This is a genomic window from Pseudomaricurvus alkylphenolicus, assembly GCF_011683955.1.
Classification (GTDB): Bacteria; Pseudomonadota; Gammaproteobacteria; order Pseudomonadales; family Cellvibrionaceae; genus Pseudomaricurvus; species Pseudomaricurvus alkylphenolicus.
This window is the reverse complement of the sequence record NZ_JAAQPI010000014.1, coordinates 81,511-93,959: the sequence shown is the minus strand read 5'-3', so window position 1 is coordinate 93,959 and position 12,449 is coordinate 81,511. Positions and strand designations below refer to the sequence as shown.

General features: G+C 53.8%; 6 protein-coding genes. 2 read left to right on the top strand and 4 right to left on the bottom strand.

All coding sequences use genetic code 11. The features are described from left to right. Positions 1 to 129: 129 nt before the first annotated feature. Together HBA55_RS27765 and HBA55_RS27760 are read left to right on the top strand one after the other, a co-directional pair. Positions 130 to 2,343 carry a TonB-dependent receptor gene (locus HBA55_RS27765; protein ID WP_166998227.1) on the top strand — a complete coding sequence of 738 codons (2,214 nt, stop codon included), beginning with the start codon at positions 130 to 132 and terminating at the stop codon, positions 2,341 to 2,343. A gap of 108 nt (positions 2,344 to 2,451) precedes the next feature. Next, complete coding sequence (locus HBA55_RS27760) at positions 2,452 to 3,798, top strand: MFS transporter (protein WP_166998222.1); 1,347 nt, start codon at positions 2,452 to 2,454, stop codon at positions 3,796 to 3,798. On the opposite strand, the gene HBA55_RS27755 is transcribed toward HBA55_RS27760, so the two are convergent. The 4 genes from HBA55_RS27755 to HBA55_RS27740 all read right to left on the bottom strand — a co-directional run bounded on the left by HBA55_RS27755 (position 3,779) and on the right by HBA55_RS27740 (position 12,077). Next, positions 3,779 to 4,816 carry an AraC family transcriptional regulator gene (locus HBA55_RS27755; RefSeq protein ID WP_166998220.1) on the bottom strand — a complete coding sequence of 346 codons (1,038 nt, stop codon included), beginning with the start codon at positions 4,814 to 4,816 and terminating at the stop codon, positions 3,779 to 3,781. The genes HBA55_RS27760 and HBA55_RS27755 overlap by 20 nt on opposite strands. A gap of 35 nt (positions 4,817 to 4,851) precedes the next feature. Further along, on the bottom strand, positions 4,852 to 7,350 hold the full coding sequence (locus HBA55_RS27750; protein WP_166998218.1) for a TonB-dependent receptor: 2,499 nt from the start codon (positions 7,348 to 7,350) through the stop codon (positions 4,852 to 4,854). Positions 7,351 to 7,560: 210 nt separating this feature from the next. Next, on the bottom strand, positions 7,561 to 9,510 hold the full coding sequence (locus HBA55_RS27745) for a glycoside hydrolase family 3 protein (RefSeq protein WP_206020008.1): 1,950 nt from the start codon (positions 9,508 to 9,510) through the stop codon (positions 7,561 to 7,563). A gap of 212 nt (positions 9,511 to 9,722) precedes the next feature. Further along, the gene (locus tag HBA55_RS27740; protein WP_166998214.1) at positions 9,723 to 12,077 is read right to left on the bottom strand and encodes a TonB-dependent receptor; all 2,355 of its coding nucleotides are present in this window, start codon (positions 12,075 to 12,077) and stop codon (positions 9,723 to 9,725) included. Positions 12,078 to 12,449 lie beyond the last annotated feature (372 nt).

Genomic DNA, 12,449 nt, shown 5'->3' with positions numbered 1-12,449 from the left:
GCGAGCGAACAAGGTATCGTTGATCCACCGCCGCTCCGAAAGAAGCCAAAGGATCGCCGGTGAATAACAATAACGACTGGTACAAAAAGCGATAATCATTGCCAGTCACACCATCACAAGGACAATTCCATGAGATACACCCCCATCACTACACTGTCGGCCATGTTTATCACCGCACTGGGCATGCAGCAAGCCAGCGCAGTTGCCATTGAAGAAATTACCGTAACTGCCCAAAAACGGGAACAAAGCTTGCAAGACGTATCCACAGCCGTTACTGCACTAACCTCTGACCGACTCAGCGATGCCGGTGTCAGTGACATTAAAGCTCTGCAAAACTTCGCCCCCAGCGTTACCATTGGTACCACCTTTGGCTATGCCAATTTGTTCATGAGGGGATTGGGCCTGAACACCGTGTTCGCCAACGTTGACCCGTCCGTTACCATGTATGTGGATGGAGCAGTGATCTCCCAGCCCGGAGCGCAACTTTTTTCCTTTTTTGATCTGGAGCGCGCGGAAGTTCTGCGTGGCCCCCAGGGCTCCCTTTATGGTCGCAACGCCACCGGCGGCACCATCAACCTGATTGCCAAAAAACCCACGGAAGAGTTGACGGGCGATTTGAAACTTACTCTAGGCAACTATGACCTGGTGCAGACAGAAGCTGCGGTTGGGGGCGCGATAACCGACCAGGTGCAAGGCCGGATATCGCTGCACAGCACTCAACGCGGAGGCTATGGGAAAAACGAAGTCACAGGAAGTGATATATCAGACAGTGACAGACAAGCACTACGCGCGCAGTTGGCCATTCAAGTATCAGAGGACGTTGATCTTTATGTCGCAGCGGAATATGGACGGGAGAATGATGCCTCCAACGCCTTCCTGTACAAACGCGAGACCTTCCTCGGAGACGATTTACCAACCAACGCTGTTGCCAACGGTATTGGCGGTTTTGCCGGCGGCGCCCGAAACTACGCCTCTGATGTTGACCCGGTGAATGACCGCACCACAGCGTCACTGAGCCTCACCCTGGATTGGGCACTCGCTGAGAATTGGGACCTGAAAAACATATTGAATGCCCGCCACACGGACATGCTCAACATTCAGGACCTCGATGCTTCCGCGGTGATCAACAGTACCATCCAGGAATTTGTCTTCGAGTCTGAGCAAATCAGTGAGGAACTGCAACTTTCGTTCTCTGGCGAAAGTCTCAGAGCAATTGCTGGTTTGTATTACTTTAAGGAAGAACTCTACCACGAAAATAACGTGGGTGGCGTTGCTGAGGGCGGTCTCTATGTGAACCCCTACAATGGGCAAGCCGAAAAGCGGGTCAATCTTACGGGGGAAGGCGAGGTAGAGTCCTGGGCCGTTTTCTGGAATGCCTCCTATGATCTCAGTGAACAACTCAGCTTGAAGTTGGGCGGGCGCTATACGCACGACGAACGACAAATACTAAACGACAACGTCATCTGGGCTGGACCTACGCGTCTATCGGTTATGGACGCGAACCTGCCGCTATTCCAGGACAAGGGCCGCTTCAGCGATTACACGAATGAGGCGGGTCTGGAGTGGCATGCAAACGCCGATACACTGGTCTACTACACGTATTCGGAAGGTTTCAAGGCCGGTACTGGACAACTGGGTGCAAACGCCGCCAACATTATCGAGCCGGAGAGCATCATCAACCATGAACTCGGGCTCAAAACAACACTGGCCGATGGCAGTCTTGTCATCAACGCCGCCCTCTACCGCTATGAAGTGGACGATATTCAGCTTGACCGTACATTGGTTGGTGGTCCCACCGGTTTTACCACCGTATTCGAAAACGCCACTACACAGAAAGCACAAGGCCTTGAACTGGAGGCGTTCTGGGCCGCCACGGAGCGCCTTCGCATGAACGCCTCTGTTTCGATCATGGACACGGAGTTCGGCAGTTTCTTGACGGTAGACCCCACCAACGTAGAGAACGTTGGCGGAGAGGTGCTGGTGGATATCAAGGGCAACTCCGCTCGTCAATCGCCGGATTTGGCCTGGAATCTGCACGCAGAATATGACATCCCACTAAACGGCGGCGGACAATTCACACTTGGATTGGATGTCTCGTTCAAAGACAAACACTATTTCAGCGAATTCAACAACCTACTCCTTAACCAGGACCACTATACACTTTACGACCTGACGCTGAAGTACACCTCCGCCGATGAAAGCTGGAGTCTGTTGGCATGGGGTCGCAATCTGGGAGACGAACTGGTAGAGGGCGGAAACTACGCTCTGGCTAGCGGGCGCGTGACCACACGCACACTGCTGCCTCCAAGAACCTCAGGACTGACCCTGAATTATTCCTTCTGACCCCCCCTCTCATAGCGTGTAATCACAGAAGGTCCGAACTTTATCGGGATTCGGTCCTTCTGCGGTTGCCCACTTCATCATTTAACCCTGGATCGAAATAACACGACAATGAATAATGATATCCGTGCTGCCATTGATAATGGCAGGCTAAGCCGGTTTCAAAAAATCGCCATTGGAATCTGTGTCATCCTAAATATGCTGGATGGTTTTGATGTTTTGGTGATGGCATTTACTGCAACATCAGTTGCAGAGGAATGGAATCTGAGTGGCGCTGAAACCGGCCTGTTATTAAGTGCCGGTCTCTTCGGCATGGCTGCAGGAGCGCTATTTGTTGCCCCTTGGGCCGACCAGTTTGGTCGCCGTCCCTTGATACTGACCTGCGTGTCAACTGCCGGACTGGGCATGTTACTTTCCGCCTATGCGCAGGGACCGTTGCAACTAGGCGCGCTCAGGATCATTACCGGTCTTGGCATTGGCGGCATTCTGGCCAGCAGCAATGTGATTGCAGCCGAATACGCCAACAAGCGATGGCGAGGCCTCGCCGTCAGCCTGCAATCCACAGGATACGCCCTCGGCGCAACGATCGGAGGTTTGGCAGCCGCACAGATACTCGCGCATCTCGGCTGGCGCTGGGTGTTCCTGTCCGGGGGAGTCGCCACGCTGGCAACGCTGCCGCTGATCCTGTGGCGCTTGCCGGAATCGATCGATTTCCTGTTGGCCCGCCAACCGAGAAATGCCCTGCGACGGATAAACAAGCTCGCAGATTCTATCGGCCAACAACCGATAGAGGCGCTACCGGCGCAGCAACAGAGCGGAAAACAAGCCTTGCACCACTCAATTGGCCAACTTTTAGCACCCGGATTAATGTGGCAGACACTACGCCTGTGGGCAAGTTTTTTCCTGGTTATGTTTGGCTTTTACTTTATTATGAGCTGGACTCCCAGGCTGCTGGTAGAGTTCGGCCTCTCCACAGAACTGGGCGTTACTGGGGGCGCGCTGCTGAGCCTTGGCGGCATCCTGGGTACTGCGCTGGTGGGGACCCTGTCTTCGCGTTATCAATTGCACTATTTGCTGTCAGCCTTCATGGTTCTGACATCATCTCTGCTGGTCATATTCGGATTTACGGCATCAAATCTGATGCTGGCGCTCGGCGTCGCGACGTTGATCGGAATTGTGGCCAATGGCTGCATCGCGGGTATGTATGCCCTGGGCACATCAATCTACAGCCCGGCCATACGTGCGACCGGACTGGGATGGGCAATCGGCATTGGCAGAATCGGTGCCATTTGCTCGCCGATACTGGCCGGATTGATGCTGGACTTGTCCGTGTCGGCGGCCCTGCTGTACGCCAGTTTCTCCAGTGCCTTCTTGCTGGCGGCCGTGGTGGTGTGGAAGTGCGGGGCTCCAGCCCCCAGGACCAGATACAATCTGTCAATCAGCAATGCTGGCCGCTAGCCTCTTGCCGGTAAGCCACGGGCGTCATGCCATGCCAGCGTTTAAAAGCCCGGTAAAAATTCGGCAGTGCAGAGTAGCCCGTCACATAGGCGATGTCTTGAAAAGAATCATTGGTGTCGATCACCATGCGCGTGGCGATCTCTTTACGAACGCTATCAAGCACTTCGTTAAAAGGGCAACCTATGTCTCGTAAACGCGCCTGCAGTACATTGGGCTCCTGATTCAGTACCTCCGCCACTTTATCCAGGGATATGTCGCCAAACTCCAGGATCGACGCCAACGTACGTCTGACACTGGCCACCAGGCCAGTCGTTGCCACGTTTTCCAATAGCGTGGCAGCAAACTTTTCATTGTATGCACAAAAACCCGGGCTGCGGGTGAAGAGTGTGTGCTGCAGCAGCCCGGCATCAAAGTAAATGCTGTAGTGATCCCTGTTGAATTCAATGGGACAACGCAGAATGCGTTCGTGCTCCTGCAGCGAGTCTGGCGCGGGGTGTTGAAAACAAATACGCCTGGGCTGCCACAGATCGTCCGTTGCCATTTGGAAAAAACGGCAGAAAAACACACACAGGCATTCCATACGTTGGCGAAACATGGTGTGCTGAAGGTCGAAACAGAAGATTGCCGTGTCGCCCTCCTGCACCAGAGTCGATTCATAGAGTGGGTCCATGATCTGACGAAAGCGTATAAAGCGCTGCAGCCCTTCACCAAAGGTATTGCTGGCCTGCAACAGCATCATCGGAGCATTGATGGGACTGATGTGCGCATGTTCGGCCAACAACAGGCCAATATTGGGGTTTTGAGATCGACTCTCGATAGCGGCCCAATAAGCCCTGAATGCTTCGATGGACACGCGCCGCTCCGGATCATCAAGAAAATCAGACCCTAGACCGGCGTCCTGATAGACATCGTAAGGATTTATCTGGAAATCCCACAGGGCTTCGTGCATAAGCCGAAAAGAAGTGGTCGAAGCCGTCAGAGCCGTATCAATGTGGTCACTATTGAATAGATCGGTCATGGGTATACGGCATTCGACGGCTTCTCATTTGCAAATTAAAACGTATAGTTCAGTCTAAGCCCATAGGTGCGGGGGGGTTCGTATACCGTCGAAACCAGGTTGCTAACCGTTCCGAGCACTTGGGTCATAGACTTCACTTCTTCGTCAGTAAGGTTGCGGACATACGCCAGGACGGACCAACTGCCATCGCCCGCCCCCAGCTCAAACGAAGCATCAAGGGTGGTTACCGCGTCTTCGCGCTGCATCGGCGTATAATCGAATCCTACCCAGCGTTCATCCCGGTAACGCATATCCAGGCTCAGCAGCGCATCAAGGTCTCCGAACTGAAAGGCCTGATCAATACCGACATTTACCGAAAGTTGCGGTGAGTTTCGACCCTCCTTGCCAGAGCAGTCCACGTTCCATGTTGCGCCATTGGCGACCTCCTGGTTAAGCACGGTGTCACAACCCGTTACTACCTGCACGCCAATATCCGGTGTCAACTGCGTATATGCAAACTCCTTGATTTCATTGTCAAGATACTGAAGGTTCGCCCTGACCCGGGTTGACTCCGTCGCCGCAAACAAAACATCCACCTCAAGCCCCTTGATCGTGGACTTGCCGATATTTTCGGTGAAAAAAGCGTTGTTCCCGCTACTGTCCACACCAAAGTGACTGGCCTGCTGATCGGTGTAGTCCCAGACAAACAACTCCGCGTTCAGCTGCAATCGGTCCTCCCAAAATCGGTTTTTTGATCCAATAGTGAAGGCATCGAGAAATTCAGGCGCGAAGGATTCGTGACCAAGCGCCAAACTGAATCCTCCGGAACGATAGCCGGTTTCGAAGCTCGTATACACAAGGTTATCAGGAGTGATATCGTACTCCAGCGCCACTCGATAGGTCACTTCGTCGGTTTTCAAAGATCGATCGACGGCTGTCGGATTAATCATCAATAAATTTGCAGAACCAAGCTCTGGCATGCCTGGAACCAGGGGTACGGCACCATAGGGCACAGGACCGGTACCAATTCCTGGTGCACCAGCGGGAAGATCCGCTGGATCGATCTGCGCAAGAGTTTCGCCTACTGTGGCTCCGGCAGGTACGATGGGTGCACCAGCGCAATTGGGAATTTCAGGGCCTCCAGGGAAAAGAGGCAGCTCACGTATACACAAGTTGAGGATGGTATTGGCAACGCCGTCAAACGCCTTTTGATCTTCCGTCCAACGCACCGCGGCAACCAAACGCAGTTCATCCGACAAATTCCAGGTGCCGCGGGCGAATAGGGCTTGGGATTCGGTTGTGGATTCATCAATGGTTTGCGTTGACTGCAAGCTTTGCTGATTAAAGGCGGCCAAACCCTCAACGGTTTCATCAAAATAGTACGCACCCAGTATCCAATCTACGGGCCCGGTTGAGGCATTGAGCCTGGCTTCCAGGCTCACCTGTTGGTGATCTTCCTGATTGAATGCCGCTTGAAAACCGGGCACAATGAATACCGCATCGATTTCCGCTTCGCGATAGGCCGGAATCACCACAAGCTCACCAAATCCGAGATCGAAATTCAGTTCAGCGGTCAAACCCAAGTAGCGATTGTCCACGAATGGGTCCAGCTGCGGGGCTGTGGATGTGAAAGCCGGGGTGGTATTCAGCGACGCGTAGTAGGCCTGCGCTTCGGGTGTTCCAGGACCCGTGTGCGCTTCGGCAACGCTTGCAGGAGCCGGATTAAAATTGTACCCGGAGATGTTGTTGGGGTTGTTCGAGGGAATAAAGTTGAAACCGTAGGTGCCGAGAAAATCCGGGGCATTGCCCGTCCCCTCTGTGGTGGAGTAGTCCAACGAAAAACGCACATCGACACTGTCTGACAGCTCACCGAACAGCTGGGCTCTTAACGCCATATCGTCTGTTGCGGCGGTGTCGTCATCATTGTAGCCGTTGTTTTCCACCTTGCTCAATGCCAGTCTGGCGGCCCATTTGTCGCTCAGCTCGAGTGTCATGGCCCCGGTGACTTCCAGGCTGCCATAGTTACCGACACCCAATGACAGATTGCCGCTGGTTTCCCCCAGTTCCGGCTTCGTCGGCAACACGTTGATGGCTCCGGCGGTAGCGTTGCGTCCATACAGTGTTCCCTGTGGGCCCTTGAGCACTTCGACCCGCTCCACGTCCAGAAACGATGCCGTGGTGGCGGTGGGTCTGCCGATATAAACACCATCGACATTAAACGCCAGGGCAGAATCGGTGTAGGCATTAACCGCAAAGTTGCCGACACCCCGCACAAAGAATATGTTGTTGGAACCGCCTCCGGACAACACCGTCAGCGCCGGCGATATCTTGTTCAACCCGGTGGCATCAGTGATGCCATTGCGCACCAGCTCTTCCTGAGAAACCGCATCTACGGCAATGGCGGCATCCTGGATACTCTCGACTTTCCTCTGCGCGGTAATCACTACCTCCTCGAGGACCAAACCACCGCCGCTGTCACTGTGCGCGTTCATTTGGGCCGCCGATGCGATCGCGGCAGCCAAGAGCGACTGCTTTAGAAATTGACCTTTTCTCATGTATTTTTTCTCTTATCTCTTTTTATGTGCCCGCTGTGTTCTCAGTCGCCCTGCTTGAGTTGGGCTCCCTCGGTACGCGGTCCGATGTATGTCTCACCACGCTCTGAGAGCGTATTAACATATTACTGGCGGCTGAGTGTGAGATTAATGAGATTTTTCCGATACCAAGTAGTGAAATACACGATACATACCTGCCCGCCCAGAGGTAATTCAATCTTGACAACTTCTGCAGTGACTTAGCCTGTTTTTTGACAGCTTCAATCCATAAAATATGGGATAAAGCGGATTTTCACTGTCATTGGGCACATCCGACTGCTGCTGCTCAACTGCCCTCATGGACGACGGCAATTCAAACGGCAAGCGCCCCTCTGGTCTGATAGTTCCAGTCAGCACTTTTGCCAGAACCTCATCGGAAATACCGAAGTTTACCAATAACGCATCTGAGACGGCCTTCAATTCACCCAGTACGGCCGGACGATCTAGATAGACATTGACAATAGTCGGCACTGTTTTGCTGATTGCTTTCAGCCTGGTGATTTCGGGTCCATCCGGATCAAAGGCCAGGCTGCCTTCGTGCTGCCGCAAGCCGAAAAAGAACTCGGGATGCAAGGTCTCGTAAGGCGCGGCCGTGCGAATGATAGCCAGATCGGCGGCCTGCGGGCTTTTCGCAATCGCGAAGCCGGCCGCTATAAACGGGGCAGCCGTTATGCCTTCAAGATATAGAGTGCCCGTTGTTGTGGGAGCAATCGGCAACAAGTGCTCTCGGTTTTCCAGCACCACCGCCGAACGCCCCTGGGCCTGTCTGGCTTCCTGCCTGAAACGGGCGTTACCGACGATCTTTGCCGCCTCTGCTTCGTCGACGAATGGGCGCTCAAACAAGCCGAGTTCAAAAGTCTGCTGTAATATTCGTAACACGGACTGGTCAATACGACCGCTACTGATATCACCACGCTCCATGGCCTTCAACAATGCAGTTGCGTCGTTAACACCACCAAATTGATCGATTCCGGCGTTGACGGCTTTCGCAAATCGCTCTACCCGAGTCAAGCCTTCCACTCCCCACGCGGTCGACACGCCCTCGAAGGTCGGACGCTTACCGTCCGGGAATCCCAGACGACAGATTTCACCACAATCATTGGTGATCGCCCAGTCCGACAGGATAATGCCGCCAAATTGGTGCTTGTTGCGCAGCAGTGTCTGCAGTAATGCCGAGCTGTAACCGGCTCCCACTGGCTCGATGCGCTTGCCGCCGACTTCCAGCTCAGGAAAAATCGAATACGCCGGCATAACCCCTGACACCTTTGCGTCAAAGGCCGCCTCAAAAGGAATTTCATGCAATGGCAGGTTTTCGGTTGTCAAGACGCCAAAGCGCCCGTAGTAGTTATGGCTGTCAAAGCCATCCCGAGCGGCGCCGTAGCCGACCCAGTGTTTGACCACGGTAGCCACGGAGTCCCGGCCCAGTCCCTGCGCGCCCCTCTGGAAGCCCCGGACGTAAGCGCCCACCAGCTTCGCCGCCAACGGCGGGTTTTCCCCAAAGGTACCGTTGATTCTTGGCCAGCGGGGTTCGGTCGCCAGGTCCGCCTGTGGCGACAATGCCAATGCAAAACCCGTTGCGCGGTACTCCTGCCGAGCGATATCCGCAAATCGCTCAACCAATTCCGGGTCACCCAGTGCTGCCAGTCCCAGGGGCTCAGGCCACTGCGAAAACCCGGCCGCTTCAACGCTTGCGCCGGCCACGGCCTGGAAGTGATTGCGCGGGTCTGTGCTGATCACCACGGGGATCCCCAGGCGTCCCTGTTCGGCAATGGATTGAATGGCATTGTTGGCTGCCGCCATCTCATAGGGTAAAAGCGCCAGCATGCTGAGAAACGCGGTGATTTTCTGATCCAGTATGCCTGCTCGGACCATGTCCAGATTGTAGCCCGTAGCCGGGGCACCAAAAGGTGCGTTGCCATAGGCATTGGCGTGCAACATTTGACCAGCTTTCTCTGCCGGGGACAGCCGAGCCAGCAAATCTTTGGCACGTGCCTGAGCAGGCAAGCGCCAGTCTTCGTAAGGATCCAGCTTCTGGTTGCGGTTTAGATCTCGAAACTCACAACCCATAGTCTCCATGATGGGAATATCACCTGTAGACAGCCTGACCTGCTTCTCGCCAGTCACGCACACTGCTTGCGCAAAGGAGGCATTAGCGCATAAGAATAGCGGAGCGAAAAAAGCGAGGAACCTTCGAGCAAATTTCATAACTTTGTCTTCCGGATAGGGAGATGCACCACATAGACCCAACACTAAGAGAGAGCATTGGATCACGCTGTTGAATCGAGGAGACCGGTGGCAGCGCCACCGGTGAATAGGAGGTATCGCCAGGAAGTTGCTTAAAAATCGAGCCCCACATTGATGCCGACAGTGCGCACGGAGTTAAAACCCCAAGCCTGCACATAGGTGTCTACCCCGTTAAATGAATCTCCGCCATCAAGATCGATAAACGCGGGCACTATTTCGTCGGTGCAATTCTTACAAAACACCGACAGGTTCCATCCGTCAACGCTGGTAACACCAAAGCTGGCACCGAACTGATTTACCGTGCCAATCTCCGCGCCCGGTGCACCGTTGACTTTGAAATTGATGGGGCTCCGATGATACCAGTTGGCCTCCACAAATCCGTCCAGCCCCTGTGCGAGACTAAACTCATAGTAGGCCTGCAATGTGCCAGTAAAGTCAGCGGCCAGCGGTGTATTCAGACCTTTAGCGTTGAAGGTACGGTTGCCGTTTTCATCAATATCACAACCACTTTGTGAGGCGTAACATTGAACGCCAGGGAAGTCGTCGAATTCGGAATCCAGGAACACACCCGAGAAGTCAATTTTGAGCCGCTCAACAGGCATCGCCGTGATCGCCAGTTCCAAGCCCTGAGTGGTCAGCTCGCCGGCATTTTGCACCACAAAGCTGGCCGCTATCGGATCAAAGGACTGGGATTGATAATCTTTGAATTCTTGCCTGAATGCCGCGACATTAACCACCAGCCGTCGATCCAGCCAGCTGCTCTTGAGCCCCAGTTCCAGGCTGGTGGAGGTTTCCTCCTCAACCTCAAGTTCCGCAATGGGACTCGCCAGGCCTTCATTGAAGCCCGGTCCCTTATAGCCCTTTGCCAAAGTGGCATAAACCATGGCCGACTCATCCAAGTGGCGCTGGTAACCCAGCTTCCAACTGAAATCCGTATTGGACACTTCATCGCCATATTGCGTGGCAATACCCAGTGGTGCGAAATAGGCGCCCTGGTTCTGTACGCCTTCGATTTCAATCTTGTCGTAGGTCACGCGTGCACCGACAATCAGCGTATCCTGCTCGCTAAGCGCGTAGTCGAACTGTCCGAAGATGGCCGCACTCTGGCTTTCCATTTCGAACACGTTGTCTGTTCCCAGGAAATAGTCGTTGCTGGCGGAACACACCGGCGGGAAGGAGCCCGGTATCGCCTCAGCGCCGACGCAGAAGGGAAACTCCGGCAACAGGAAATCCGGAAAATAGTTATTGCCGGCTACCTGCCCTTCACTCTGGGTTCTACTGTAGGACAGATAGACACCCATTTGCCCGGTTAGGTCGCCCCCGTCATTCAGCAGCAAGCGTGTCTCATTGGAATATTGATCGTATTCTGTGCTGTTGGTATTGACGCTGGCACCGTGGGAGCTGGTGTAATCGATATCCAGCGCCTGCTCCTGGTCAAAGAACTTCCAGGCCGTGATATTTGACAGTTCCATACCGCTGGAAAGGGCGTAGGTGACCTGAGCCTGCAAACCGCCGGAATCAATATCACGGAAGAAATCTCCGTCGCCGGCGTATTCAAGGTTTTCATCCCCGGCGACGATGCTATCCTGTGAAAGCGGCTCTGCGTTGATACTGCCCTCACCAAGTGATCGATAGCTTCGATCAAAGATACCGGCAACCCCCTCTTCCTGGGTATAGTCTGCGATTACGTACAGCTCCAAGTCGTCCGAAAATTCATGCAGGTATTTGACCTTCAGGCCAAATTGCTCTGCATCTTCATCAATACGTGGATCTGCACTACCCGTTTGGCCGTTGTGCCTGGCCACGGGCTCCTGGTCGGCTATATGCGCATTGATACGCAACGCTGAACGCTCGGACAATGGCAGGTTGTAGTAACCCTTGGTGATCCAGCCAGCGCCATCGTCTGGCGTGCTACTGCGCATACCATATTCAGCGTCCACATGCCCCTCTGTGGTCTCTAGTTTGGGTCGAGTGGTAACAATATTCATCAAGCCGGCAGACGCATTACGACCGAACAACAGCCCCTGGGGACCCGAGAGCACTTCGATGCGCTCAATGTCGTTAAAGACCGATCCCGCCAGCATGGGGCGACCCAGATTGACCTCATCCATAGCAATGGCAACACTGGAGTCAACGGTTTGGGTAAATACCAGCGTCCCTACTCCGCGCATCGCAAAGGTATTATCTTGTCCCAATTGCAGTCCCGGCGAGGCCAGTGAGAGCTGTTGCAGCGTATTCAGATTGCGGTCTTCCAAAGCAGATTCTGATAGCGCCTGCACGCTCACAGGAATATCCTGCAGGTTTTGTTCACGTCTTTGGGCGGTAACTACAATCTCCTCGATCAGGAAACCAAGATCATCACCAGAAGCGCCATTTTCAGCATTGGTCAAGCCATGATGGAGGCTCGCAAGGCCAATTGACAGGGCCAGAAATCTTTTGCTATTCATAGAATACTCTCACTTGCTTAGATCTCTGACCCAAGAACATCGGCGCCAGAGATCATCGCACATTGGTTCAATTATAGTTTCTTATATCGTGCAACGAGCGAACATGGTCATAGGAAAAGGATGCAAACTCCGATCTGACATCATTTGTTTTCTCCCATTGCAGCCGAATGGTCTGCCCAATCGCAAAACCAGTATTGCAAAAGGAGGCCTTTGCCCGTTAGGGGTCGGGCTGTCCAATACTTTGCATTTTCTGCTATATTCACTGTGCACCCATCGTATTTAGGCCACAATGGACCAAGAAAACGATAACGATCGCCCCATTCGAATGGCGAGGGGACTATTCCGGTGGTATCAGCAGCCCACTGAGGACGA

Coding starts and splice junctions, on each gene's coding strand:
- HBA55_RS27760 (WP_166998222.1), top strand. CDS start 2,452: ATGAATAATGATATCCGTGCTGCCATTGATAATGGCAGGCTAAGCCGG.
- HBA55_RS27755 (WP_166998220.1), bottom strand. CDS start 4,816: ATGACCGATCTATTCAATAGTGACCACATTGATACGGCTCTGACGGCT.
- HBA55_RS27765 (WP_166998227.1), top strand. CDS start 130: ATGAGATACACCCCCATCACTACACTGTCGGCCATGTTTATCACCGCA.
- HBA55_RS27740 (WP_166998214.1), bottom strand. CDS start 12,077: ATGAATAGCAAAAGATTTCTGGCCCTGTCAATTGGCCTTGCGAGCCTC.
- HBA55_RS27750 (WP_166998218.1), bottom strand. CDS start 7,350: ATGAGAAAAGGTCAATTTCTAAAGCAGTCGCTCTTGGCTGCCGCGATC.